Here is a 25,058-nt window from a genome sequence, read left to right on the forward strand (position 1 = left end):
GGCCCGCCACGATCACGCCGCACTTCCGGCCGCAGGCGTCTGGAGGTGCCCGCCGTTCGAGTGCGAATCCCGGCAACCGGTCAGATACGTCGATAACAGCAAAACGTCATTTTCGGAAATCCGGTCAAGCCCGAATGCCGAGCCAGGAGAAATTGTCGTATTGGCGGCTCAATGGAAGGATCTGACCCGAGGAAGAAATTCATTGTCGATGAAATGTGATACGCAGGTTGAGAGCAAACCTCGATCGATTGACGGACACGAGATATCACTGCCAAAGAGGCCGGCCAACGTATTCTGGCAGCTGATGGTGACCGGAAGATCCGCACCTTGGGGGTATTCCTCCGAGCAACGGCGCGATCCAAAAAAGGCCGCGCTCACACCACGTTGCGAACGGGACAACTGAAACTGATACCCGTAGCTACCGAGCACCTCGAGGATCGAGATCCAGCGACAGACGCGCCGTTGGCAAGTGGAATGTCTGTCCGGACAAAAGCTGCCAAGCGACAGGTGACGATGGCTTTGCTCGCATAGTCGACGGGAATAACGTTCACCGGGCTGTGTTTCGGCATGGATGCCGATAGGGGGGTCCCAGTCAAACGCCGATTGACACATAAAGGAGAGCAGCGCCATGACGAGAGATATCACACCGGCTGGTTGGCCGGCGACCGGGGCGGTGGACGAAGCGTTTGCAGAAGTACGGGCGAGCTTCGATCGGTTCTGCCTTGCGGCAGGGATCGAGGCGCTCGGCACGATGATGGAGGCGGATGTTGTGGCGGGCCGCGCCACGATCGCGAGGCGGCGCGGCGGACGCACCTTGGGCCGAACGCGGGGACGGATCGGCTTCCACGGCGGCAAGATCGAGGTCGAGCGCCCGCGGGTCCGGGGCGTGGATGGCGGCGAGGTCACGATCCCGAGCTGGGAAACGGCGGCGCAGGAGGATTGGCTCGGTCGCGGGGCGATGAACCTGATGCGGATCAATGTGTCGACGCGCCGGTTCAGCCGCGCCGTCCGGCTGCCCGAAGGTGACGTGCCGGTACCGCCCGGATCGGGGGTTTCGAAGTCGGCGGCCTCGCGGAGGTTCGTAGCGCTGTCGGCGGCGCGGCTGGCTGACTTCATGGCTGCCGATCTGTCCACGCTCGACCTTCTGGTGGTCCAAATCGACGGGCTGCATCTCGGCGACGATCTCGTGCTGGTCGCCGCAATCGGAGTTGACGGCGAAGGCAGCAAGCATCCGCTGGCGCTGGTGGAAGGGGCGACCGAGAATGCCGCAACGGTTCAGGCCCTGCTGGACAACCTGGTCTCGCGCGGGCTCGACCCGACGGTGCCAAGACTGTTCATCGCCGACGGCGCGAAAGCGTTGTCGAAGGCGATCCGCCGCACCCTCGATTCGGCCGCTGCGATCCAGCGCTGCCAGATCCACAAGGCACGCAACATCATGGAACGCCTGCCGAAAGAGCATCATGCGGCCACCCGTCGGGTGCTGCGCCAGGCCTGGCAGCTCGATGACGCCGACAAGGCTGAAAAATTGATCCGCAATCTCGCGCGTCGACTCGACCAGCAATGGCCCGGCGTAGCGGCCAGCATCCTCGAAGGCCTCGACGAAATCCTGACTGTCGTCCGGTTGAAGCTGCCGAAGGAGCTTCGTCCACGAGACAAGCGCCATGCGCGCCGATGTTCGGGGGACACGCAGCGCGCAACGCACGCCGAATTTCCGGACGTTCGCATCGATTGTCAACAGTTCGACCTTCACGCGGCGCGGTCGTCTGGGCTCGTACCCCCAATCAGCTCAAGCCGTGGTGGTTGCGCGTAGCTATCGCGCCAAGCCCGTAGAGGATGCTGATCGGCACATCATAGGTGATGGAGGGCCGGCACATCGTGAATCTATCGCCTTCAGATATCCATGTTCCTTAGGGCCGTAATTGCTTTGTTGAGCGCGTTCGAGGCTTGCTTGAGGCCGTCCACATATTCGGTTGTGACAACGGCCTCGGAGCCACCCACCGCATGGACACGGACTTGGCGACCTCCAAGACCTGCCCAAAGCTGATCAATGTTCGCTCGCTCTCGCTCCAACTCTTCAATGATCGAACCATGTTTTGCCATCCCGCTTCCTTACTCCTCAGGTTTGACTGTTGTACTCGCGGCCACCGTTAAACTCGACGAACCGGCGTGTTCGCTCATCGTATCGCCAGCACGCTCGGGTGGTGTGTCCGCTTGTGAACGTGCCGCGATACCGAATGAAGCCCCAGAAGAACAGACGCATGCCGCCGAAATCGGGGGGGGGGGCACCTTCGTAGTCATCAAGCTCCACATCATTCCACGCAAGCCCCTCATCCAGATCGTTGCGGGGCTCGCCAGGCACGAGGACAGCAGAGATCGCAGGGGGATGGTTGTGGTCGTAGTTGACCGGAGCTGGCGGCTCTGCGTGCACGCTCAGGCTTACTTGCATAGCTTCGATGACGGCAGGGAGCTTCCCATAGTTTGCGACCGAGTAGGTGACGGACAACCTCACACCCTCGGTCCCGTTTTCCCAATCCTCCCAACGTACGATTTTGAGAGAGCTCACATTGAAGACGAAGCCATAAGGGCGCTCGATCTTGGCGAGGGCGTCTTCGGCAACACGAGCTTGCCGAGTGGCCGCCTCAGATGCGACCTTGGCGTCATCCAAACTGAGCTTGATCACACGAAGCTGATAGAAGAAGAGTGCCGCTTGGACTGTCGCGACAACGACTTGCACCGAAGTGAAAATGCCACTCGCATCCTTGGTGAACCAACTGAGCAAGGGTTCGCCTGCTCTCGCAGACGGCATGAAGACCATTCCCACCGCGAAAGCGGCGACCGTGAGCAAGCAACCTATAACAACCTCGGGCACTCGGAACTTCATGCTCGCTCGTCTGTTGAGAGGTGCCATTATCCGTACCAGTAACGCAATCTAAGGATGCTGCACCAAACGGTGGTTCAATTGAATAGCTGGCTTCCAGCCCGATCCGTATTGGGATTTGGTTGCGGGAGGACGGACCTTCTCCCCGCGATGCGTCAACGAGATATTCCGCAGGTTGAGCGTGCTAACGTCTAATGGCTTCGCCGTCAGGTTGGCACCTATGCAGACAAGTAGGTGTGCCGCGCCTCGCAGCGGACGCCCCGTGAAGTGCTGGAACTGTGTAGTGCGTGGCGACTTTCCGTTGATCGCATGCGTCATTTTGATAGGACCAGATCGCCTTAGCGGTCGCAATATTCATCCAATGAGGCGGCCGACCCTCGTGTAGAGCCGCCTTGTCCGATGCCGGTGCCGATCTGAAGATTTACATCGCGACGCGGCCGATCGACTCCGCTGTGGCCACGATGGGCTTGCGGCGAAGGTGCGGGAGATGCTTCGTCTCGACCCGTTCAGCGGCGCAGCCTTCGTGTTCCGATCGAAACGAGCCCAACGCCCGACATTCTGCATACAGTCTTCGAAGCGCGACAATTGCATATCCGTGGCTTCCCCGTTTTGGACGAACGCTTCAAGTCGCACCGTTCCGACGCGGCAAGGATTTGAAGTGCATCTACACGGAGGAACGCCGTGGGTTTATTCGTGAGGTACCCAACTGGATGTTCGACAAAAGCTATTGCTCCGGCATGGCGCTTGGACCGCCGTGGGTCAGTATTGAGGGGCTCAACGAATTTGCTGCTGTTCTGAAGCTTCTGGGCGCGACTCAGGCGTCGGGTCCCGTCCTTCTTTGAAGAGGGAGAAAGGACGTGCGGAGAAAAAGCCAATATCGCGAGCCGATGCAACTGGGTCTGGATCTGCGTCTTCGGATTCCCCAGAACCCGCTGGGCGCCAATCCCAAAGGTCTGATCGAGGCGCTCGCCGATCTGTTGCTGGAAGCGGCTGGCGTCGAACCCGCTCAGATGTCGGGAGGTGACCATGAGTGTCAAGATCACACGTGATCACCTCGACCGCGCCGCCGTCGTCTATGTTCGCCAATCGACAATGTCCCAAGTTATGGGGAATCTCGAAAGCCAGCGGCGGCAATATGACCTGGCGCAGGCCGCGGAAACCGCCGGATTTAAGTCGGTGGCGGTAATTGACGATGATCTTGGCCGCTCAGGCTCTGGCAGCACTCAACGGCCCGGATTTGAGCGGCTTGTGGCGATGGTTTGTTCGGGTAACGTCGGTGCCGTTTATTGCATTGAGGCGTCGCGGCTGGCGCGCAATGGACGCGACTGGCATCACTTGATCGACCTATGCGCCCTCGCGGGCGCGTTGGTCATTGATCCCGACGGCGCCTATGATCCGCGGCTTGTCAACGACCGCCTGCTTCTCGGACTGAAGGGAACGATGTCGGAGTATGAGCTGAGCCTGCTTCGCCAACGTGGAATCGCCGCTCGGGACTCTAAGGCCAAGCGCGGCGAGTACCGCTTCATGCTTCCACCTGGATTTTGTTGGAGTGAACTCGGCAAGATCGAAATGGATCCCGACGAACATGTGGCGGGATTGGTTCGACTCGTCTTCACGAAGTTCCGCGAGCTCGGTAGCGCCCGGCAGGTCTTTCTTTGGCTGCGTGCTGCCGACATCAAAATGCCTGTGGTTCTAAAAAACGTTCAAATCTACAAGCTCAGCTGGAAGGCGCCGGCCTATCACACGGTGATGCAGATCCTGCACAATCCGCTCTATGCTGGCGCCTATGCGTTTGGCCGAATCGCCCAGAAGACACGGATCGTGGACGGTCGCGCCCGCAAGGTCAGCGGGTTCAAAAAGCCGCGGGAGGAATGGAATGTTCTCCTGCGCGACAATCATCCCGGCTATGTCAGCTGGCAGGAGTATGAGGACAATCAGAGGCTGCTGCTGGAAAACGCCCACATGAAGAAGAACTGCTCGCGAAAATCGGCGCGCGGGGGACGCGCACTTCTGACCGGATTGATGCGGTGCGGCCATTGCGGGCGGATGATGCGTGTGTTCTACGGCCAGGCCAAGGGGAATGCCCATCGTTATCAATGCCGCGGCGATGACGCCCATGTCGGCGCTGGCCTATGTATCGGCATCGGCGGGGTGCGGGTCGATCGTGCGGTCGCGCTGCAAATCCTTGAGGCCGTCTCCGATCGGGCTGTTGAAGCAGCGATATTGGCGTCCGACCAGGTTGAGCGCTCAAGACAAGAGATCATCACGGCCGTCGAACGGGAGCTTGAAGTCGTACGCTACGAAGCGTCTCTTGCGGCACGCCGATACGAGCTTGTGGATCCGGCCAAGCGCCACGTTGCCCGCGAACTCGAGGCGCGCTGGAATGGCGCATTGGAGCGGGTTGCCGAGCTTGAAGGTCGTATAAAGGAGCTGCGCACCGCATCGGCGGAAAGTCCCAAGATCGACCGCGCCCTGCTTCTGCAACTTGCGCATGATCTTCCGCGGGTTTGGAATGCACCGTCCACGGACACGCGCACCAAGCAGCGGCTGGTTCACATTGTGGTCCGAGAGATTGTTTGCGATCTCGATGAGGACACCAACGAGGCCGTTCTGCTCATCCACTGGACCGGCGGCCGGCACACGGAGGTTCGCGTTGCTCGCGTTAAGACGGGCCGATATCCGGGGGATATGGCGCCCACTGCCGTCGAGCCGGTCGACCCGGTCCCTGGCGACGCGAACTGCTTCGACCATTTCTTGTAGCGCGATCTGATGTGCGGGGTGGTCGAACTGTTGTTCCTGGAGCCAACGCAAATAGCGCATCGTCCAGCCCTTTTTGCGGGGGTAGCTGCGGCCATGCTTGAGCATGAAGGCGCTCACCTGCTGCCGGTGGATCCGCAGCGTCTCAACGTGAGCGTCATGCGGAGACCACGCGCTGAGGGTTGATCTGGTCGGCTAGGAAGATCTCGCGGAATGGTTTGTCGCGAGGTCACAATGTCAAAGGATAGTCGTAAGGATAGCGATAAGGATAGGCATATGCCTATCCTCGAACACGGCGCCGACACGCTGCAGCGTGTCGAGATCATCACCGGGACGGGCCGACGTCGGCGCTGGTCGACCGATGCGAAGGCGGCGATTGTTGCGAAGAGTTTTGCGCCGGGTGCAAGCGTGTCCGCAGTGGCGCGGCGACACGACATCAGTCCAAGCCTGTTGTTTCTCTGGCGTCGCCAGGCTACGCGGGCGCAGGTCGCGAGCGCGGGGACAGAGGCATGCCACCTGGCTTTGTGCCGGTCGCGATCACCGGCTGTGGGCGCCCGAGTGAGGAGCAGGCGGCGATCGAGATCGAGGTCGGCGCGATTCGCATCCGTGTCAGGGGGACAGTGGACCGGGAGGCACTGTGCGAGGTGCTGGCGGCGGTCGGGACGGTTGGTCGATGATCGGGCTTCGAGCTGGGTTGTCGATCTGGATTGCGACGCAGCCGGTCGATTTCCGCCGCGGCATGGACTCGCTGGCGATGCTGGTGAGCGAGGCCTTTGGAGCCGATCCGTTCGACGGCGGACTTTATGTCTTCCGCTCCAAGCGCCGACAGCTCGTTTCATTGTACGTCCCTTTGTCAGATGCCGGGTAGGCGGATCATTCTATCATATTGATAATCAATGTAGTTTCTCGGCCGACGCTCGATCACGCGCTGCACCGCTATACGTACTGTTTCCGAGCTCAGCGCGTCGACAGGAACCAACCATTGCGGGCCCTTGATTGCTTGTGTGGCCGGCAAGATGTCCTTCAGCACCAAGCTCTTTGCTGATCCGACGCAAAATCCAAAGTGTGCCGCAGCCTTCGCAAGGCTGATCATTTTGCCGTCGGACGATGCGGGGTCGTATTCCGGCAAGCCCAGGCGTTCGCGCATTTCCCGCACGCGAACAGTCGTCCAGGTCTCGCCGTCGCCGGTCTTGCAGCGCATCCGATTGAGCGACACGGCGAGCTCTCGATCAGGCCAATGACCAGCGAGTTTACGAAGTGCGTCAACGGCAGTCGGTGCCATGTCGCCCGGATATCGGCCCGTCTTAACGCGAGCAACGCGAACCTCCGTGTGCCGGCCGCCGGTCCAGTGGATGAGCAGAACGGCCTCATTGGTGTCCTCATCGAGATCGCAAACAATCTCTCGGACCACAATGTGAACCAGCCGCTGCTTGGTGCGCGTGTCCGTGGACGGTGCATTCCAAACCCGCGGAAGATCATGCGCAAGTTGCAGAAGCAGGGCGCGGTCGATCTTGGGACTTTCCGCCGATGCGGTGCGCAGCTCCTTTATACGACCTTCAAGCTCGGCAACCCGCTCCAATGCGCCATTCCAGCGCGCCTCGAGTTCGCGGGCAACGTGGCGCTTGGCCGGATCCACAAGCTCGTATCGGCGTGCCGCAAGAGACGCTTCGTAGCGTACGACTTCAAGCTCCCGTTCGACGGCCGTGATGATCTCTTGTCTTGAGCGCTCAACCTGGTCGGACGCCAATATCGCTGCTTCAACAGCCCGATCGGAGACGGCCTCAAGGATTTGCAGCGCGACCGCACGATCGACCCGCACCCCGCCGATGCCGATACATAGGCCAGCGCCGACATGGGCGTCATCGCCGCGGCATTGATAACGATGGGCATTCCCCTTGGCCTGGCCGTAGAACACACGCATCATCCGCCCGCAATGGCCGCACCGCATCAATCCGGTCAGAAGTGCGCGTCCCCCGCGCGCCGATTTTCGCGAGCAGTTCTTCTTCATGTGGGCGTTTTCCAGCAGCAGCCTCTGATTGTCCTCATACTCCTGCCAGCTGACATAGCCGGGATGATTGTCGCGCAGGAGAACATTCCATTCCTCCCGCGGCTTTTTGAACCCGCTGACCTTGCGGGCGCGACCGTCCACGATCCGTGTCTTCTGGGCGATTCGGCCAAACGCATAGGCGCCAGCATAGAGCGGATTGTGCAGGATCTGCATCACCGTGTGATAGGCCGGCGCCTTCCAGCTGAGCTTGTAGATTTGAACGTTTTTTAGAACCACAGGCATTTTGATGTCGGCAGCACGCAGCCAAAGAAAGACCTGCCGGGCGCTACCGAGCTCGCGGAACTTCGTGAAGACGAGTCGAACCAATCCCGCCACATGTTCGTCGGGATCCATTTCGATCTTGCCGAGTTCACTCCAACAAAATCCAGGTGGAAGCATGAAGCGGTACTCGCCGCGCTTGGCCTTAGAGTCCCGAGCGGCGATTCCACGTTGGCGAAGCAGGCTCAGCTCATACTCCGACATCGTTCCCTTCAGTCCGAGAAGCAGGCGGTCGTTGACAAGCCGCGGATCATAGGCGCCGTCGGGATCAATGACCAACGCGCCCGCGAGGGCGCATAGGTCGATCAAGTGATGCCAGTCGCGTCCATTGCGCGCCAGCCGCGACGCCTCAATGCAATAAACGGCACCGACGTTACCCGAACAAACCATCGCCACAAGCCGCTCAAATCCGGGCCGTTTTGAGTGCTGCCAGAGCCTGAGCGGCCAAGATCATCGTCAATTACCGCCACCGACTTAAATCCGGCGGTTTCCGCGGCCTGCGCCAGGTCATATTGCCGCCGCTGGCTTTCGAGATTCCCCATAACTTGGGACATTGTCGATTGGCGAACATAGACGACGGCGGCGCGGTCGAGGTGATCACGTGTGATCTTGACACTCATGGTCACCTCCCGACATCTGAGCGGGTTCGACGCCAGCCGCTTCCAGCAACAGATCGGCGAGCGCCTCGATCAGACCTTTGGGATTGGCGCCCAGCGGGTTCTGGGGAATCCGAAGACGCAGATCCAGACCCAGTTGCATCGGCTCGCGATATTGGCTTTTTCTCCGCACGTCCTTTCTCCCTCTTCAAAGAAGGACGGGACCCGACGCCTGAGTCGCGCCCAGAAGCTTCAGAACAGCAGCAAATTCGTTGAGCCCCTCAATACTGACCCACGGCGGTCCAAGCGCCATGCCGGAGCAATAGCTTTTGTCGAACATCCAGTTGGGTACCTCACGAATAAACCCACGGCGTTCCTCCGTGTAGATGCACTTCAAATCCTTGCCGCGTCGGAACGGTGCGACTTGAAGCGTTCGTCCAAAACGGGGAAGCCACGGATATGCAATTGTCGCGCTTCGAAGACTGTATGCAGAATGTCGGGCGTTGGGCTCGTTTCGATCGGAACACGAAGGCTGCGCCGCTGAACGGGTCGAGACGAAGCATCTCCCGCACCTTCGCCGCAAGCCCATCGTGGCCACAGCGGAGTCGATCGGCCGCGTCGCGATGTAAATCTTCAGATCGGCACCGGCCGCGCGATTACCTGGTGCCCAGGTGTCCGAGGTGGCGCGCAAGCTCTCATTCCGTCATCACCCAGGTTCCCGCATAGCTCACGCTGCCTGAGCGGCTCAGCGTGGCGCTTACGCCCCATTGCGGAAATGGTCGGTTTTAAGGGCGCGCGCCGTAAACCTTCGTATCGTTCCGTGGCCCCCTTGGATGCCCGACGATTACCTACGTTCAATTGAGTCTCTGATCGCAATCGTCCTAGGCTGCAGCGTTGGAAAAGCGGACAGGCTCATGAAGTAGGAGGTGAAAACGGACGATCGACGAACAGGGACGATAATACCAAGAGGAGACTACAATGCCCAATTGCTCCGATAATCTTGGATCTGGTAGAGCCGCGCGATGCGCAGGTTGTGATGGCACGTGTGGTCTCGTCCGGTACTACTCATGGCGCCCCATTTGTTCCAAGTAGTGTTTCGATCGCTTCAGAACGCGCCGGGCAAGTGACCGCGGTTGGCTACCCTGGCGCCACATCGCCTTAGACCAGGCGCCTGAGAACCGCGCGAGGGCTCTGTGATGTTCCAGACACAAGGAGAGCCGCGTCGCATGACCATTTTCACCGGATTGCTGTTCGAGATGATCTCCTTGTCCTGGGGGCCGATGTGGAGCGCGCTGGCGGTAGGCTATGCGGTGATTGGCTTGGATGGCCAAGTTTATCTGACAGATGCGGGCGCGGAATACCTAGCGTGGGCGGGAGCTTCAGCTTACAACGAGGCAAGGAATACTTACAAACCGCATAGACTTTGCTCCGCGCTGCCCAAACCATGACCGACCGAGCGATTGCGGGTCAGCTTAAAGCCCTAGCTGACGACTACCAGTGGCGAGCTGAGAAAGCGTCGCGTGTTGATGCTGCCAAAGCACTGGTTCGCTCACCTGCCAGCGCTGAACGCGATGCCCGTGGGGTCTCGTGGAGTAACGGCGTGTCTGGGCGTGAGCCTCAGGCCGATGCAAATTTGATTTCGGCGTTTGCGTTGACGATCGGCGGCGCGTTGGGTGCCGGCCTCCCGATGGCGTTCCTGATTATTTGGCTCTGCTCCTGAAATGTCCCTGACAGCGCCGCACCATGCATCACATTGATCTGGCTCGCATAACCATTCTCTGACATGTACATCGCTGCATAACTGCCAGCCAGACGTCCGGTCAGGTCGAACGTGCTGACGATCGGACCGTGGATTTCGTCGAGCATCGGGGCCGGCTTGCTGTCCATCGTGCGAATATACAAGCCACGATATTCGAAGTTATTGCCAGCGGGTTGTTGCCAAAGTCGAAACTTGCCTCGCCGAGAGCCTGCACGTTGCCACGCTGGGTGAATGTGTGATCCTTGCCATAGGCGAACATGACGCCGCGCGCATAGGCGCCGTCCGCATAGACACGGGTCCCGGGCAGGATTGTTATCGAATTGTTTCCGCCATCTACACGGATGCCAGAGCCCCCGGCTCCGCCTGAAAGCAGGTCGGCGCGCTGAACCACGGTGTTGCTACTGCCATAAACGTGCAATCCTAGTCCGAGCGTGGCCGTGTTGTAGGTATTCGCGAGATAGGCGGTGCCGTCAGCGTTACGGGCGAAGAAGGGGTCATCATTCACCAGAGTCTGGCCGTTGCCGTAGATGGAGTAACTGAAGAAATTGCGCTGATCGATGATGTAGCCGAGATCCTGCAACGTTGCGATCTCCGCCTCCATCAGATAGGTGTAGTTCCGGTATCTCTGGTGGCTCATCAAACTGTTCTTATGCTCGGTATGCGACGCGAACGGTATATCCGGCTGACCATTCTCCCTCATCGCTCGCACCGGAATGCCGGGCATGGCCACCGGCTAGCACTTCATTCACATGCTTCCCGGCGAAATAGCCTTGATCGTGCCACAGATCAAAACCTCGTCAGCTGGCGAGTTCGCGCAGCCGGAACAATAAATCGCCTGTCCCGGCTTAGCCTGCTTGCCATTGTCATCGTACAAATGGCTCGTCCAAGCATTTATCGCGTCAGGGAAATACGGTGAGTGTGCAAAATAGGCGAAAATACTACTGCCGATACCGAGCTGATGTGCGCCCTCGTGAAACACAACGGCTGTCAGATTCGCCTGCGGCGTCATCGACAATTGCGATGGGATACATGCCTCGGATGAAACACCCATCTCGCCGATTGTTATCATGCCATGCGCCCCATAGATCGGTTTGCCCGGATCCTGACCGGTGAGTGCCGCCTGCACCTTGGTGCCGGCACCCTGTATATCGCTGGACGTATGGATAGAGGCATGTGCGTTGTTATCGAGAAACCCGCCGATATTGACACTGGCCGGCGATTGACCATGTACGACCTTGATGATTTCAGCCCAATCCCGAATTGCCGCCAGTGATTGATCTATTTCCCCTCGCGACAGATTGCGCAGTGAAGCCTCAGGCTTCCTAGTTTCACCGCAACAGTAAGGGCCGTCGCCGGTACCGAATATCCGCACCCGCATGAACGGCACACCGTTCGAATCCCTGATATCGTAGGTTTCAATGGCCTGGCCGGGCGTGGCGAGTAACGCGTGAACTGCAACGGCTGTGGCCGTCATTGCGATTTTCTTGGTTTTTAAATCATAAACTTCCAGCTGGGGACTAGTTGTGCATCAGCGTGTTTTTGCTATCTCACTGCGACCGTGTGTGCACGTTGACCGCCCGCGACCTACCGCTGCGGGCGTCATTGGTGACATCGTAGGTTACGCGCGTGCCTTCCTGAGGCTCCGAGCCGAGTGGCAGCGCTTTAATATGCAGGAAGACATCGTCGCCCCCTGAGTCGGGCTTGATGAACCCAAAGCCGCGATCGGCGACCCACTTCGTCACTATTCCTGATTGCCTTGATCTCAACTTCCTTCCCCTCGAAGCTAAGCCGCCTCAGTTGGCGGCTCGGAGTGCTGTTGACCGGAGTCTCTATTGAGATGAGTGAGCTTCAGTGGACAATCCGACAAAGCAGAGGAACTGCAGGCTGTTGGCAAGTAGTGCAGCAAAAACCGAGCCAATCACCTGACGGTCCGCGCAGGCGCAGTAAACTTGACGCACGGCGCAAGGGGCACGCACGGTGGATGCTTTCTGTCTGAAAGCAAGCCAACACTTGTTCGGCGCCCGCCAACGATGTCGCGAGCTCGACATTGCATACGAAGTACGACAACTCGCCGCACGTATGCGTGAGATGAGCAAGGCTCCTAGCTAGGAGCTTGTCTGGATAGTCGCTGTTCAAATCTGGTCGGGTCTGATTCAACATTGGGCGATGAGCAAGTATTTTCGGCCTTGGAACGTCGATCAGACGCTGCTTCTGCCGCCGAATGTGCAGGACTTCGTGCCGAAAGGCCATGTCTCGCGGTTTATGGTTGATCTGGTGCGGGAGAGCCTCGATCTCAGGGAGATCGTGGGCAGCTATGTGAGCGGGCTTGGGCAGCCGCCGTTTGATCCGCGGATGATGGTGGCGCTGCTGCTGCATAGCTATGCGAGTGGGCTGTATTCGTCGCGTCGGATTGCCAAGGCCTGCCGGGAGCGGAACGATTTTGTGATGATCGTGGCGCTGGATGCGCCGGATTTTCGGACGATCAGCGACTTTCGCAAGCGACATTTGAAGGCGCTCGGCGCGCTATTCGTGCAGGTTCTGAAGTTGTGCGAGACGGCCGGGCTGGTCAAGCTCGGTCATGTCGCGCTGGATGGTACGAAGATCAAGGCGAACGCGTCGAAACACAAGGCGATGAGTTATGAGCGCATGAAGAAGCGCGAGGCGGAATTGAAGGCCGAGGTCGCTCGCATGCTGGCGGCCGCCGAGGCGGCGGATGCCTCGGAGGATGAGACTTTCGGCAACAGCGACGAACTGCCGGACTGGACCGTCGACAAGCAGAAACTGCTGGCGAAGATCCAGCAAGCGATGGCGGCGCTGGAAGCGGACGCCAAACTGGCGGCGGAGCAAGAGCACCGCATCGAGGCCGAAAAGGAACAGCAGCGCCAGGCCGAAGGCCGCAAGAAGCCGGGCAAACCGGCGGCGCTGCCATCGGAGGAACCCAATCCCAAGGCGCAACGCAACTTCACCGATCCGGAAAGCCGCATCATGAAGTCGAAGGATAGCTTCGTTCAGGCCTATAATGCCCAGGCGGCCCGTCGATGCACATGCCCAGATCATTGTCGCGCAAGAACTGACCCAGCACGGCAGCGATCAGGGCCAGTTGGTGCCCCTGATCGAGGCCATCGAGAGCAATCTTGGCCGCAAGCCGCGGCAGGCCTCAGCGGATTTCGGCTACTGCAGCGAAGCCAATCTCGAAGCGCTCGACACACGCAGCATCGATGGCTATGTCGCGCCCGGACGCGCCAAGCACCCGACAGTAGCGAACGGAAAAGTCGGCGGCCCGCTGACACAGGCCATGCGAAAGAAGATCGACGATGGCGGCTTCGAAACACCCTACCGATTGCGAAAGCAAGTGGTGGAGCCGGTGTTCGGACAGATCAAACAGGCAAGAGGCTTCCGCCAGTTCCTGTTGCGGGGCATCGAGAAAGTGCGCGCCGAGTGGACAATGATCTGCACCGTCCATAACCTCCTCAAGCTGTTCAACCTCGCAAACGCAGCCTGAGCCTGCTACTCTACAACAAATGCCCGTCACGAAAACATATCTGGACGGGCTCCTAGCACTACTTTGGCAGATTTATTCACGCCGTTGCTTTTCGCCGATTTGTCTTCTGCAGTACGGGCATCGCTGAGGTCGTGGTCGAACGATGAGTTCGACGATGGTTTGGCGCACGGCCGGCAGGCTCGGTTGAGGCGGAGGACCGCTGATTCTTTGTTTCCGCCCCGCTTGTGCGAGACGGCGATACTGGAGGAATGCGTAAGCGATCATGGTCATAAGAGCATGACGATGGAGGCCTTGCCAGGACCGTCCCTCGAAGTGATCGAGCCCCAGTTCCTCTTTCAACTGCTGATGGGCCTGTTCGCCACTCCATCGGGCTTTGATCGTGGCAGCTAACGTGCGCAGGTCCGTTTTGGTCGGCAGATTGGCGAGATAATACTTCGTCTCTCCCGACGCCCTGTGTTCACCGATGAGCCACGCTTCGTCTCCCGGACGATGCTGCTGGCCCATGTCCTTGATCCGCTGCGGAGGTCCATCCGCGGTCCGCACGCGAACCGCGGCGAAGCGAGCTTCCAACCTCCCCTTGGTCCCGTTTCGCCAACTCACATTTTGCCACTTGGCATTGGCCAGCATGTCTTCGGCCGCCGTCGACAATACATCGGGAATGTGCCGCTTGCGGGGACGACCTCGACCGGCGACCGGCCAGATCAGTTTAACCCGGACCGGATAAACCTTCTGGTGACGAGGGATACCGACGGCCCAGGCCAGGCCGCGTGTCGTGAGCCCCTGACGGAACGGCGCGCTGAGACCGTATCCAGCATCTGCCAGCACACAGCCAAAGCGAACACCGGCTGCGATCACGCGATCAATCTCGGCCAACGCGATCTCTGGCTTGGTTCGCGCTACGCGATGCTCGACTGGAACACCGGCGCGGTTCAAACGCACCGGATTACTCGTCCAACTCTCGGGAACGAAGAGACGTCATGCCACCATGACCGGCACTTCACCCCGCGCAAGCGTCAGCGACACCAATGTTTGGCAATTGGCCGTCTTGCCGAGAGACGAGGCATATTGCGGAGCGACACCAACCGAACGATCGCCCTTCTTCGGCATCGCGGTGTCGTCGATGACCAGCACCGCATCTTTGCCGCCGACCAGGCGATCGGCCTAAACCAGCAATTCCGACTCCAATGGCGTCGCATCCCAGACGCCATCAGCGATGAAGTGGTGCAACTGGTTATAGTCACCCGGTGCCAGACGCGCCGCCATCCGCTGGATGCTCGTGCGATCGCCTGGTCCAATCAGTCCCGAGATATAAAGCGGACACATCCTTCGCCGAGCCCTGTGACCCAAGCGATCCAGGAATGGCTTGAGCCAGCGTCCAAGCTCGTCTTCCCACTTCGGCGTCGTGTTCACCATGGTCGGCCCTCCAAAAGCCGACCGCCCATGAATCATTGAAAATCCGATTCGGGAATCTGGAGGGTTCTGTGAGGTCGCGCTCACGCGAGGGCGCGGCAGGCGCTTATGACGCGACCTCATTGAAGCCGGATTGAACGAAGGCGCGGGAGGCTATTCGCGGTTTTGCAGCTATGGGGATTGTTCGAGATCGCCATGCCCGATCTGCTGGCTCGGCGCGTGAGGCAGAGACACAGGAGTGCGCATCCTGGAAGAGTTGAGATCAGACGCGCTTCGCCTGAGATCGCGATAGGCCTTTTGCTGCATCGGACGGTTGTTGTCGCGCAGTGTGACAGCACGGATTCGACATCGTCCGCGATGATCGAGACGCTGGGAGCGAAATGACGAATGATGATCGTCGTGCACGACATGACTTGGCTCACGATGTGTCGCATCGGAACGGTGATGTTCGAGGGCTGGGGCGTCTGAAGCTATGTCGAAAGCGCTCAATGATGCGCATGACGCCACCACAATCGGGACAGGCAGGAACCTCGGCCCAGGTTTGAGCCTCCGAATCCACAGGCGACGGCTGGCCATCGTTTGGGGCTGTTCGCTCATGATCGAGAAGTTCGCGGCAAAGGGCGAGCTTGGCAGCGCGATGGCGGTTGGCCATGAAGCCGAAGTGGCGGATGCGGTGGAAGCCGTCAGGCAGCGTATGAAGCAGGAAACGGCGAATGAACTCATCGGGCTTGAGATTCATGATCTTTGTCGCGCTGTTTTGGCGATAGTCCTTCCATGAGAAGGCGACATGATCGTCGTCGAGTGCGACGAGCCGGCTGTTGGCGATCGCGACGCGATGGGTGTAGCGGCCGAGATAGGCCAGGACCTGTGCGGGTCCGCCGAAGGGCCGCTTGGCGTAAACAACCCAGTTGATGCGTCGCATGGCGTCGAGGTGGGCCGCAAAGGCAGCCGGCTCGGCCAGAGCTCCGAGATCGCCGAAGAAACGCAAGGCACCGGAGTTGAAGGCTGCCGACAGACGTTTGAGAAAAAGTGTGCGAAATAGTCTGGACAACGGTTTGACGGCCAGGAAGAAGTTCGGTCGGCAAGCGGTCCAGCGCGCGCCATCGGGCGAGAGGCCGCCACCCGGAACGACGCAATGGACGTGGGGATGATGCATCAGCGTCTGTCCCCAGGTGTGGAGGACGGCGACGCCGCCGATCGCACCGCCGAGCCGGCGTGGATTGGCGGCGAGCGTCGTCATCGCCTCGGCGGCAGCCTTGAACAGGATGGCATAGACGACGGCCTTGTTCTGGAAAGCGATCGCGGCGATCGGTGCGGGAAGTGTAAAGACGACGTGGAAATAGGGAACCGGAAGCAGGTCGGCTTGACGCGCGGCGAGCCACGCGGCTCGGGCTCTCCCCTGACACTTCGGACAGTGCCGATTGCGGCAGGAATTATAGGCAACGCGTGTCGTGCCGCAGTCGTCGCAAGCCTGCATGTGGCCGCCGAGCGCCTCGGTCCGGCACGCAACGATCGCGCTCATTACGCGCCGCTCGACCCGCCCCAGATGACCGGCATGTACACGGCGATAGGCGTCGCCATGCCGGCGCAGAATATCGGCAATCTCGATGGCGGGCCTGTTGGAGCGGATGTCGGAGCGGGTCATGACCCGCATCCCGCTGCGGGTCATCCAGGTGGCGTCACCTCCAGCGACAGGCGATCGAGCGGGCTCTGCGTCGCTCGGATCGTATCGGTGGCGACCTGCGTGTAGCGCGCTGTCGACGACAAATTATTGTGCCCGAGCAAGACCTGGATGATCCGGATATCGGTTCCGTTCTCGAGAAGATGTGTCGCGAAGCTGTGGCGCAGCGTGTGCAGCGTGACGCGCTTGGTCAGGCCCGCAGCCTTCACCGCCGACCGGCAGGCGGCATGCAGCACGGTCTGATCGATCGGATGATCTTCGTCACGACCAGGGAACAGATAAAGCCGCGGCCGGGCGAGCCGCCAGTAGGTGCGCAGGATGCCCAGCAGCTGGGGCGACAGCATCACGTTGCGATCCTTCGCGCCCTTGCCGTGGCGCACCTGGATGACGCCGCGGGCGCTGTCGATGTCTTCGATCCGCAGTCCCGCAACCTCCGAGGCCCTGAGCCCGGCCGCATAGGCGGTGGTGAGCGCGGCGCGGCTCTTCAGGCTCGATACCGCTTCAAGAAACTGAACCACTTCGTCGGCGCTGAGAACGACCGGCAGCTTGCGCGGTTCTCGCGCATAGGGAATGCGCTCTGGGATGAGCGCCTCGCCGAGCGTGACGCCGTAGAAAAACCGTAGCGCACAGACGATCTGGTTCAGCGCCGGCCATGAGATGCCGGTCGAGACCAAATGCACCTGGAAGGCGCGGACGTCTTCCAGCTCTAACCGGTCAGGCGATCGGCCAAAATAGCGGCTGAACTTCGAAACCGCGCTGATGTAGGATCTTTGCGTCGCCGGCGACAGATTGCGGACGGTCATGTCTTCGATCAGGCGGCGGCGAAGAGGGCTCAAATCGGCCATCTCGATACTCCTGTCTGAGGGGGTGGGCTCCAACACCCACATCCTCTCAGCCAGGAGGCGATCTATGCCACCTTGCCCCCTACGCCGCGGCAGCGGCTTAGTTCAATCAATTTGTGGCTGCTTGCGAGCAATCTGCCGACCGCTAATATACTAGGTCCCTTCAATGACGGATCGATTGTGAATGCTTCGTTGACGTGCGACTCGGTACCGGCGCTGCAACCCATACAGGATTTCGCGATGCCCATCATCTCGTGAGCATCAGCCAGATTGTGATCCAGGGCCAAGGCTCGCTTGCACTCAGCCACGCCTTGGGTCACCCGCTTCGTAATAAGCGCGCTCGATTGCACAGCCGGTGAGTGTCTCGGTGCGGTCAACAACGTCCCGCAATATGTGACAGTCGAGGGCGCGGGCAAGCCGAGGGTTGGGTGCGAGAGTGAGCAACGCGTCTTCCGACCCAGCATGCTGGCAGTAGAGTTGCCGACGCCATATTGGCTTTTTCCGGTCCCGGTCGTTGCAGGCCGCTGCGGGATGACTGCCGATTGTGCTCGCGAGAAGGTATACTCTGACGATTCGTTCAACCCAGTCGGAGAATGCCAGATGGCCAAAAAGCCACCGTCTACCTCGCCCTTCAAGACCGTACACCCAATCACTTCATCGAAGATCAAGCGCCTTGCAGGCGTTGCGACGGCCACGCCGAGCAAGCTATCGAACAAGCAAACCCAGGAACTCGGAGCATCCGTGCTGCGACACATTGAGCCGAGAGGCGGTAAGGTGAAGTAACAGTATAAGCCCTTTTTCATTTGAGCATTAGCTGGGCCGCGCGGGCCATGTCCGCTCGGTCTACCGCTTTCGGTAGGTTGCAACCCTCAGCGGGGGTGTGCAACCTACCGGGACTTTGATCCCCGCGGAGAGGCGTACGCCCATGAAGCGAATGTCGGCCCGTGAAGCGATCATCGCTGTCTCCCTCTTGGTCGTCTTCGCGCTTGCGATTTGGTTTGGCGCTATGCCGTGAAGGCCGAGCACGCGGCGATCGGCCTCGATGGCCACACTTCGACCGTCAACGAAAAATAGCCGGCAGGCTCGGATGTATGGTTTGCCGGGTGTCTGAGTCGGCCGCTGTGCCTGCCACTCAGGCGGCTTCACACTCTTGCGGGAGCGGGCGCTCCACCGCGACCGGATCACGGTCGATAATCGTCAAATAGGCGCGCTCGGTCTGATCAGGAGCATATTGCCCTTGCTGCCGATCTCGCAGGATCGGCCAGCTTTACAGAGAAGCGCAGGGCAAATCCCTCCTGCGTCAGTCCGACCTTCTTCCGAATCCTGGCGCATCTGCAGGACATGGTCCCTGCCTACATGTCCGGGCGCGAAGATCTTGCCGAGATCGCCGAGTACATCGCGAAGAAGCGGGAAACGGTGAACGAGACAGAATCCTGCGCAGCGCGTAGGGCGCTTGCCAGCGCGCTACTTTTGGTCGCCATTTTTGCGTCAAGGTTGTGCGGGATTAGAGTCCGATATAATCGCGTCAGAGAGCCTGGGAATGCGTTCCCCGACAAAGTGTCGCCGCGTGGCATTGGAGGTTAGCTATGAAACCACGCGCCGCTGGGGACGGAAATTCGGCAACGTGCTCTCTGACCGCGTCCGCCAGCGCGCTCTCGATCGCGGGCGGACAACATTGGCTCTGGTGCGCTGTCAATCACAATGGCTTCGTTCTCGACGTCTTAATTCACCCGATACTTCTTCTCGATATAAGCTCAAGCACATCTCAATCTGGAAAGTGTGACGAACTGCGCCAAAGCATCCGCCCGCTCAGCGCTCAGCACCGCCGTCGAATCGACCTTGTCTTTTCGACCGCAGCAACTGATTAGGGAGCTTTGGCCTCCACAAAGACCACTATTGCTATTTCTTGACGAGCAAAGGGTGTGCCAACGAAGATTGCGCAGTGAATGCTCAATGGCGATAGAAAAGGTGTGCCTCGCTGGTGCGGGCTTCGATCGCGTCGGCCTTGCGGCAACGGCGCCGACTGAAACAGTGACGATGACGGCGCCAACGGGATTTCATCCATGTCTGAGCTGCAGCGAAAGAGTCGCTTGCACGGGTCGATGATTGCGGAGAGGATAAGGTCAACATGACGCCGCCGCGGCCAGGCCTGAGTGCAAGGACCACAACCTGAGTAAGTCGCAAAGCAGACAAAGCCAACACAAATACGGTACGAACTGTCGACTATTGCCTGGCACGAAGAATGCTGACCCTCGACGTGCCGAGGGCACCCTCCCTCAGGCATGGCTACCATCGCAAGTTGAGGCCGTGGCTGGCCAGTGAGGTTAGCGGCGCGTGACATAAGCCAAGGACGGCGTCTGCTCGGCCGATACCGACGGGCGTCTTGTCACGTCGCTGCTAACTTTCAATGCTGCGTAACAGCGTGTTTGTGATCCGCGTAGGATTAGTGCCTCACAGAGAGAACAGATGGATCCGGGCGGCAGGTGAAAATGGCAAGAAAACGCGTGCTGTGGTTCTGTCTCGGCCTCTTGCTGGTCTGTGTGGCTGACTCGGCCCTCAGAAGCAACGGTGTTCGCGCCAACGACAATCCCCTCATCCATAAAGTCAAATCGATCTGGCGAGCGCAGAACGGACAGACCGTCGAACGCATTATCTCGAAGCTCTCGAAAGTAGCGCACTTGGTCCCCCAAACCTGGGGCATTGCTGGAGGAGGATGCTTGACACCTTGCTGGCTCGAAAAAGCAGGTGGATCGAAGTCGGGAGGTCTTGGAGAGAACTGGCCGATGCCAACCTTACTCCCAGTGCTCTCAGGGATAGGAACTTCTCGCAGATCGCAGTGGGAGCAAACCCCGGTTGATAATTGCTGTGGGACGACCGAGCGATTTCGGCAATGCGCGGGCGAGGGAGCGAGATGTCCAATGAGGACAGGCGTACTATGACGCGCCGCTTTCGGAGCCGGCCGAGCGGCAGCGTAGAAGAGGTCCGCTAAAATGAAGCAAATCGCCGCACAAGGAGCCGATCGGAATCATGATGCCAGCGTGAGCATGGCGGAGGTTTGCAACTTGATTGATATCAAACCACGGAGTGATTTAGCAATGAGTCCAGACCAGAGCGAGACACCACGAAAATCCGGCAAGGGCAACCCGAACGCGGATCGGCAGAGCGACGAAACTGCACAGCAGAGGCGGAAATCGGGTCAACAAGAGGGCCCGCCGCCAGATCAATTGCAGCACACGCGAAGGAGATCGGCGCGCAGTTCGCGTCAACTGACACCTCTTCGACTGACACCTCTTCGAACGGCCGGATCGTATCAGCGGAAACAACGCCGGTCAGCTATCAAGAAATCGCAAAAACCTATGCTGACTATGTCAAAAAATCCTTCGAACACACCAAGTCGTTTTTCGAGAAGTTGGCGGGCGCGCGATCGTTTTACGAAGCTCTTGAGCTTCAAACCGATTTCCTGAAACAGACTCATGAAACTCTCATTGCTGGCTCTCAGAAGATCCATAGGCTCCACGGGGAATTGGCCAAGCAGACGATAATGCGTTTGCAGGGGTTAGGGCCCAAGACAAACCTGCCACGCTCTACAGACGTGCGACCGGGACAGTAATCCTGCGAAACAGCGAGTAACGCAAATCGCGGTTCCGACGATCGTGGCCGGCTTGCGCTGGAAGTCGTACCTTCGCGGCGGATGATCCTGGAAGGACCGGGAGTTTCCGCCAAGCTCAGCGCGCCTCTGCGTTCCGGAGGAAGGCGTTGGAGAGGTGTCATTCGCTTTGCGGCCGCAAGCAGCCTCCTGTCATCGAGAAACCGATGGAAACCCGTTTCGAGCTGGACGTCGTCGTGCGTCAATTGCGCGAACGAGCCAATGAGGTCTCTGCTCAGTTACTATTCGACATTCGCTACGTGCTGCAGATAAAGCCGCGGTTTGGTCCTAAAGTCGAGGATTACCTCAAAGTCAGAGGCAGTCCGGCATCCAAATGCTGCAGATATCCAGGGTTCGCTTTGGAATTCGACAAAGTTGCTGAAGCCCAGCTTCGCTAGGGCGGCGTTGTCGTCCGGGCCATGCACCTATGCAAGCCAGTAGTTGTTGGGACTCGGATTGCCGTGTCAGGCTGTCGAACGCAGCGGGCCGAATTGTGCAGGTTGATCGTGTCCCCGGAGTGCACGCTCCGTCCTCGCGTCTGGAGCTGTGTAGTGCGCGGCGACCTACCGTACCTAGGCTGCGTGATTTTCATGGGCCTGGTCTCCATCGGCATCATAGTAGTCGCAATACTTATGCAATGAGGTGAAGACAACGCCTACTTCGCGTTCCCGGAGCGCAGCAAGATGGACGGTTGGTTAGTGACTGCTGCTGTCTTCAAGGAAGATGGCGACGACGAAGAATTCAGACACGTAGTATACGCGGTTGCCGTCGCTGACCCGGCGGAAGCGGTGAGGATGACGATAGCCGACTGCGGCGCAAGGGCCGGAATGCTTAACTGTCCGCTTCAAAAAGAGCAGTTACAAAAGCTCGGTTTGGAGCCCGGCGAACTGATCGCGATACACGATGGCAATCATCCAATCCCCGCGCCCTCTCGGCGTCATTAGCCACGTCTGGTTTCGTTCAAACGGCGTCGGGTTGACTGCGTGCATGTCTGAAAGTCGCACGAGAAGTGCACCGGGATTGCGCCGTTTACTCTCCGGTCGTCTGGCACGCGCGTTGCTGAGCAGTCTATGGCTTGGCCGCTTATTGATTGACCCTCGTGAGGGCCAGGTCTGTTTGAGGTGCGACGGCGTGCGGGCGGTCGTCAGCAGTCGCCCGCACGCTTTTCCGTCGCGTCGGCCTCACTGTGCTCTGTCGATACCGCGCCGTTTGGCTCTACTTCTGCACGGTGCCGTGGCATGCGAGTTGTTGAGAGGCTTATCGGCTTGGCTGTTTATCTTCACGCAACACGGACCAAGCTTGACGTAGCAAACTCCGCGCGGGCGGTCTCCAAATGCCCGCGCGTTCTTTCGGAGTCGCAGGCCGCGCGGCCGGCCACAGGGGGGCTGTGGAGATTGTTCCGTGACCCGTGATGAGGCTTTAAAGAACGCGATAGAGGCGCTGAAGGGATGGTCCGAAGGAAAGGCCGATACGAGCGTCGTACTTGCCGCGATTGCGGAGCTTATGGCGACCAGGCCGCCACCAAGGCCGCCTTCAAAACCGGAGCTTTCTTCATAAGGAATGTGTTGCAATGGACAGGCTGGAATTTATACCGGCTTTCGAGGCAGCTATTCGCTCCGCCGACCCTGAGAAGCTGGCCGCACTTCGGGAGATCGTCCGCCAGCAAGGAGGCCCGGACGAGTTCGCGAAGACGAGCACAGAGCTTGTACGCAAACATCCGCTTACACTCTTTAGGTCGATCAAGATCATCTGCGACGCGGCGCATCAGGAGCCTCGCTCATGAGAGGGCAAGCCGATGAACGGTAAGCTCGACAATCGCGCTTTGTTCGTTGATGACTTGGTCAGGGTGGCTGCGAGCGACGACAGATAGCAATGACAACATCATCCCGGACGTCGGACCGCCTTCCATCGACCTGACCGGAATTACATGACAGCGGTTCAATTGGCCGCGCACTTCAAGATTACACCTGCAACGATCGTCCGTTGGGCGGAACGGCCCAACTTCCATGCGCGAGCACTTCCGCCGGAGAGGCAGCTTGGCTTGTGACAGACGTGCAAGAATGGAACCGCCAGCGTAAACGCGCATACCGCGCCGCGCTGCGAGCCCAAGAGAAGGCGGTCGAGACGGCCGTGGAGAGAGCTCGTCACCGCCAGCGCTTAATCGCCGCGTTTGCTCGCACATGTCCGCCGCAGGTCGGGCGATCGGCTGTTCCGCTGTCGGGCGCGCCTCTTTCGCGCAAGATGATCGTCCAAGCGGATGGTTCCCTTGCGCCTGCGCCCAGTGAGCAGCATGACCGGCGCACGATGCCCAAAAATAGCCGCTGATCGTACCAGATCGGCGACCACAGAGAGGGCGCACGCAGTTAATCGCATGCGCTACAGTCGATCCACAGCCCAACGCCGCCCGCTTGAAATACATGCGGACGGCGTTGGCTCTAGCCCAGGAGGGTGTATGCAAAATCCTGACTTGGACAAAGTATGGATGAGGGGGCGCGCCTTCGCCATCCGTATGACTCCGGTACTCCCCAATGAGTAGGGGAGCTGTGCCGCGAGGTCTAGGGTCGCGGGCGACTAAGTTACTCCGGCCTCAGCCTATGCCGGGGCGACCCAGACAATGGTAACCGAGTCGAGTGCGGTAATTGATGGAGCCGGCGCGGAGATCGCCCCGCATGTCGTTGGTGGCGTGAAGCTCCATGGCTAAGCGTTCGGCGTTTAGGACTTTAGGCGCCGATTCAGCGCTTCAGCCAAGCGTCGTTCGAAATCGGCCTTACGCTCCGCAATGGGGCGATCGAAAAAGTTGTCACGGACAACAATTCCGCGAGCCTCGTCTGCGTCGATATGATCGATGTTGCAGTCCTTGAACGTGCAGCCGGTGAAGGCGAGTTGTTCGGCGCTGCTATCAAGCACGATGGTGCATTTCACGAAGGTGCAGCCATCAAAGCGGGCAAAATGAACCTGGCCGCGGAAATCAAATATCTCGGCGTGAACGGTATCATTCCAGAATACGCTTCTTCGTGGATATCGGTCACTGTTTCGCCTTTTAGCCCTCCGTGCCGCTGAGTTGCCTTCCGTCGAGCCCTTCGACACGCACCGTCAAATACCTTGAACCGACCGCGAAGCTGTGGGCCAGCTTGACGCTCCCGAACTCCTCGGCGAAGCGTGAGGTTCGCGACCGCTTCAAACTCTTCGGCAGCGAGATTGCGGCCGCGATTCCTGTTCAATTCGCTGAGCAAGTCTTTACGGTCACGCCTCACGTTTCTTTAGCCCGTCAGTCATTGCTCGCGCGCTTCACCGGCCTAGTTTGCACGTCGTTCTCACCGGAAGATTGTCGATCAGTGAGCGGCGCCTTGAAGAGCGTTTTGGTCGATCCTGCGCCATTCCAGATCGACATCGGGAAGATCTCTCGGAACCAATGTGGCAGTGAGGCTCCGCAATTGCGATGCCGCACGCCTGTATGCCTCCGACAAATCCAGGGCGACGCGATGATCGTTTTCCGAATGCAGTTGCTTCCCCCAAGACTTGGTAGTTGAAGTTTGTTGGATAGCGCCCTTTGATAACCAATGATCCGATGGCCTGCAGGCCGAACCTGCAGGCCGAAAGGCAAGCCCAGGTTTGCCGGAAAAGGCGCGGATTCCGGCGAAAGTTGCCTCGGGCTGTTGCG

General features: G+C 59.4%; 19 protein-coding genes and 7 pseudogenes. 12 read left to right on the forward strand and 14 right to left on the reverse strand.

The window, feature by feature from the left end; all coding sequences use genetic code 11:
• Window positions 1-628: 628 nt before the first annotated feature.
• Window positions 629-1,645 (forward strand): annotated as a pseudogene (locus HU230_RS43080) (IS256 family transposase); the annotation flags it as partial.
• Window positions 1,646-1,890: 245 nt separating this feature from the next.
• Here HU230_RS43080 and HU230_RS43085 read toward each other — a convergent pair.
• On the reverse strand, window positions 1,891-2,100 hold the full coding sequence (locus HU230_RS43085) for a hypothetical protein (RefSeq protein ID WP_176396403.1): 210 nt from the start codon (window positions 2,098-2,100) through the stop codon (window positions 1,891-1,893).
• A 16-nt stretch (window positions 2,101-2,116) separates the two neighbouring features.
• Window positions 2,117-2,881, reverse strand: a complete 765-nt coding sequence (locus HU230_RS43090) for a hypothetical protein (protein WP_224944523.1) — start codon at window positions 2,879-2,881, stop codon at window positions 2,117-2,119.
• Window positions 2,882-3,365: 484 nt separating this feature from the next.
• On the opposite strand from HU230_RS43090, the gene HU230_RS43095 reads away from it, so the two are divergent.
• The 3 genes and pseudogenes from HU230_RS43095 to HU230_RS43105 all read left to right on the forward strand — a co-directional run.
• The gene (locus HU230_RS43095; RefSeq protein WP_234633927.1) at window positions 3,366-3,575 is read left to right on the forward strand and encodes a transposase; all 210 of its coding nucleotides are present in this window, start codon (window positions 3,366-3,368) and stop codon (window positions 3,573-3,575) included.
• A gap of 160 nt (window positions 3,576-3,735) precedes the next feature.
• The gene (locus tag HU230_RS43100; RefSeq protein WP_224944537.1) at window positions 3,736-3,927 is read left to right on the forward strand and encodes a hypothetical protein; all 192 of its coding nucleotides are present in this window, start codon (window positions 3,736-3,738) and stop codon (window positions 3,925-3,927) included.
• A pseudogene (locus HU230_RS43105) lies at window positions 3,905-5,608 on the forward strand (recombinase family protein); the annotation flags it as partial. The gene HU230_RS43100 and the pseudogene HU230_RS43105, both read left to right, overlap by 23 nt.
• Here HU230_RS43105 and HU230_RS43110 read toward each other — a convergent pair.
• A pseudogene (locus HU230_RS43110) lies at window positions 5,576-5,791 on the reverse strand (IS110 family transposase); the annotation flags it as partial. The pseudogenes HU230_RS43105 and HU230_RS43110 sit on opposite strands and share 33 nt — an antisense overlap.
• 120 nt (window positions 5,792-5,911) lie before the next feature.
• On the opposite strand from HU230_RS43110, the pseudogene HU230_RS43115 reads away from it, so the two are divergent.
• The 3 genes and pseudogenes from HU230_RS43115 to tnpB all read left to right on the forward strand — a co-directional run.
• Window positions 5,912-6,118 (forward strand): annotated as a pseudogene (locus HU230_RS43115) (transposase); the annotation flags it as partial.
• A gap of 26 nt (window positions 6,119-6,144) precedes the next feature.
• Window positions 6,145-6,312, forward strand: coding sequence for a hypothetical protein (locus HU230_RS43120; protein WP_166294297.1), 168 nt, complete (start codon window positions 6,145-6,147; stop codon window positions 6,310-6,312).
• Window positions 6,309-6,503 (forward strand): IS66 family insertion sequence element accessory protein TnpB, encoded by a 195-nt coding sequence (tnpB, locus tag HU230_RS43125; RefSeq protein ID WP_207841044.1) that lies wholly within the window; start codon window positions 6,309-6,311, stop codon window positions 6,501-6,503. Before HU230_RS43120 ends, tnpB begins: the two co-directional genes overlap by 4 nt.
• Here the strand turns inward: tnpB and HU230_RS43130 are convergent.
• The 3 genes and pseudogenes from HU230_RS43130 to HU230_RS44370 all read right to left on the reverse strand — a co-directional run bounded on the left by HU230_RS43130 (window position 6,489) and on the right by HU230_RS44370 (window position 9,120).
• Window positions 6,489-8,581 (reverse strand): annotated as a pseudogene (locus tag HU230_RS43130) (recombinase family protein). The gene tnpB and the pseudogene HU230_RS43130 sit on opposite strands and share 15 nt — an antisense overlap.
• Entirely contained in the window at window positions 8,559-8,750 is a 192-nt protein-coding gene (locus HU230_RS43135; RefSeq protein ID WP_224944537.1) for a hypothetical protein, read from the reverse strand. The pseudogene HU230_RS43130 and the gene HU230_RS43135 overlap by 23 nt, the downstream one beginning before the upstream one ends.
• Before the next feature lie 160 nt (window positions 8,751-8,910).
• Complete coding sequence (locus HU230_RS44370; RefSeq protein WP_234633927.1) at window positions 8,911-9,120, reverse strand: transposase; 210 nt, start codon at window positions 9,118-9,120, stop codon at window positions 8,911-8,913.
• 663 nt (window positions 9,121-9,783) lie between these two features.
• Here HU230_RS44370 and HU230_RS43140 point away from each other — a divergent pair.
• The gene (locus HU230_RS43140) at window positions 9,784-10,005 is read left to right on the forward strand and encodes a hypothetical protein (protein WP_176396401.1); all 222 of its coding nucleotides are present in this window, start codon (window positions 9,784-9,786) and stop codon (window positions 10,003-10,005) included.
• A 169-nt stretch (window positions 10,006-10,174) separates the two neighbouring features.
• Here the strand turns inward: HU230_RS43140 and HU230_RS43145 are convergent, their stop codons facing one another.
• From HU230_RS43145 to HU230_RS43160, 4 genes are all read right to left on the reverse strand, one after another.
• A complete protein-coding gene (locus HU230_RS43145; protein ID WP_224944555.1) occupies window positions 10,175-10,423 on the reverse strand; it encodes a hypothetical protein in 249 nt (82 codons plus the stop codon).
• Complete coding sequence (locus tag HU230_RS43150) at window positions 10,378-11,046, reverse strand: hypothetical protein (RefSeq protein ID WP_224944558.1); 669 nt, start codon at window positions 11,044-11,046, stop codon at window positions 10,378-10,380. The genes HU230_RS43145 and HU230_RS43150 overlap by 46 nt, the downstream gene beginning before the upstream one ends.
• A 15-nt stretch (window positions 11,047-11,061) precedes the next feature.
• Window positions 11,062-11,790, reverse strand: a complete 729-nt coding sequence (locus HU230_RS43155; RefSeq protein WP_224944560.1) for a hypothetical protein — start codon at window positions 11,788-11,790, stop codon at window positions 11,062-11,064.
• Window positions 11,791-11,863: 73 nt separating this feature from the next.
• Window positions 11,864-12,058 (reverse strand): cold-shock protein, encoded by a 195-nt coding sequence (locus HU230_RS43160; RefSeq protein ID WP_371821856.1) that lies wholly within the window; start codon window positions 12,056-12,058, stop codon window positions 11,864-11,866.
• Between the two features lie 424 nt (window positions 12,059-12,482).
• Between HU230_RS43160 and HU230_RS43165 the strand changes: the two are divergent.
• Window positions 12,483-13,818, forward strand: a pseudogene (locus HU230_RS43165) (IS1182 family transposase).
• A gap of 76 nt (window positions 13,819-13,894) precedes the next feature.
• Here the strand turns inward: HU230_RS43165 and HU230_RS43170 are convergent.
• The 3 genes and pseudogenes from HU230_RS43170 to HU230_RS43180 all read right to left on the reverse strand — a co-directional run bounded on the left by HU230_RS43170 (window position 13,895) and on the right by HU230_RS43180 (window position 17,754).
• Window positions 13,895-15,231: pseudogene (locus HU230_RS43170) on the reverse strand (IS701 family transposase).
• Window positions 15,232-15,646: 415 nt separating this feature from the next.
• Window positions 15,647-16,873, reverse strand: a complete 1,227-nt coding sequence (locus HU230_RS43175) for an IS91 family transposase (RefSeq protein WP_176396397.1) — start codon at window positions 16,871-16,873, stop codon at window positions 15,647-15,649.
• A 20-nt stretch (window positions 16,874-16,893) separates the two neighbouring features.
• Window positions 16,894-17,754 carry a tyrosine-type recombinase/integrase gene (locus HU230_RS43180; protein ID WP_176534546.1) on the reverse strand — a complete coding sequence of 287 codons (861 nt, stop codon included), beginning with the start codon at window positions 17,752-17,754 and terminating at the stop codon, window positions 16,894-16,896.
• A gap of 3,340 nt (window positions 17,755-21,094) precedes the next feature.
• On the opposite strand from HU230_RS43180, the gene HU230_RS44375 reads away from it, so the two are divergent.
• From HU230_RS44375 to HU230_RS43200, 3 genes are all read left to right on the forward strand, one after another.
• Window positions 21,095-21,361, forward strand: a complete 267-nt coding sequence (locus HU230_RS44375) for a phasin family protein (protein WP_224944641.1) — start codon at window positions 21,095-21,097, stop codon at window positions 21,359-21,361.
• Between the two features lie 203 nt (window positions 21,362-21,564).
• Complete coding sequence (locus tag HU230_RS43195) at window positions 21,565-21,795, forward strand: hypothetical protein (protein ID WP_224944563.1); 231 nt, start codon at window positions 21,565-21,567, stop codon at window positions 21,793-21,795.
• 285 nt (window positions 21,796-22,080) lie between these two features.
• On the forward strand, window positions 22,081-22,341 hold the full coding sequence (locus HU230_RS43200; RefSeq protein ID WP_176396394.1) for a hypothetical protein: 261 nt from the start codon (window positions 22,081-22,083) through the stop codon (window positions 22,339-22,341).
• Window positions 22,342-24,109: 1,768 nt separating this feature from the next.
• Here the strand turns inward: HU230_RS43200 and HU230_RS43205 are convergent.
• Window positions 24,110-24,484, reverse strand: a complete 375-nt coding sequence (locus HU230_RS43205; RefSeq protein WP_234633929.1) for a hypothetical protein — start codon at window positions 24,482-24,484, stop codon at window positions 24,110-24,112.
• Window positions 24,485-25,058 lie beyond the last annotated feature (574 nt).

The sequence above is a fragment of the Bradyrhizobium quebecense genome (assembly GCF_013373795.3).
Taxonomy (GTDB): Bacteria; Pseudomonadota; Alphaproteobacteria; order Rhizobiales; family Xanthobacteraceae; genus Bradyrhizobium; species Bradyrhizobium quebecense.

Coding starts and splice junctions, on each gene's coding strand:
- HU230_RS43085 (WP_176396403.1), bottom strand. CDS start 2,100: ATGGCAAAACATGGTTCGATCATTGAAGAGTTGGAGCGAGAGCGAGCG.
- HU230_RS43090 (WP_224944523.1), bottom strand. CDS start 2,881: ATGAAGTTCCGAGTGCCCGAGGTTGTTATAGGTTGCTTGCTCACGGTC.
- HU230_RS43095 (WP_234633927.1), top strand. CDS start 3,366: ATGCTTCGTCTCGACCCGTTCAGCGGCGCAGCCTTCGTGTTCCGATCG.
- HU230_RS43120 (WP_166294297.1), top strand. CDS start 6,145: ATGCCACCTGGCTTTGTGCCGGTCGCGATCACCGGCTGTGGGCGCCCG.
- tnpB (WP_207841044.1), top strand. CDS start 6,309: ATGATCGGGCTTCGAGCTGGGTTGTCGATCTGGATTGCGACGCAGCCG.
- HU230_RS44370 (WP_234633927.1), bottom strand. CDS start 9,120: ATGCTTCGTCTCGACCCGTTCAGCGGCGCAGCCTTCGTGTTCCGATCG.
- HU230_RS43140 (WP_176396401.1), top strand. CDS start 9,784: ATGACCATTTTCACCGGATTGCTGTTCGAGATGATCTCCTTGTCCTGG.
- HU230_RS43145 (WP_224944555.1), bottom strand. CDS start 10,423: ATGCTCGACGAAATCCACGGTCCGATCGTCAGCACGTTCGACCTGACC.
- HU230_RS43155 (WP_224944560.1), bottom strand. CDS start 11,790: ATGACGGCCACAGCCGTTGCAGTTCACGCGTTACTCGCCACGCCCGGC.
- HU230_RS43175 (WP_176396397.1), bottom strand. CDS start 16,873: ATGACCCGCTCCGACATCCGCTCCAACAGGCCCGCCATCGAGATTGCC.
- HU230_RS43180 (WP_176534546.1), bottom strand. CDS start 17,754: ATGGCCGATTTGAGCCCTCTTCGCCGCCGCCTGATCGAAGACATGACC.
- HU230_RS43195 (WP_224944563.1), top strand. CDS start 21,565: ATGGAAACCCGTTTCGAGCTGGACGTCGTCGTGCGTCAATTGCGCGAA.
- HU230_RS43200 (WP_176396394.1), top strand. CDS start 22,081: ATGGACGGTTGGTTAGTGACTGCTGCTGTCTTCAAGGAAGATGGCGAC.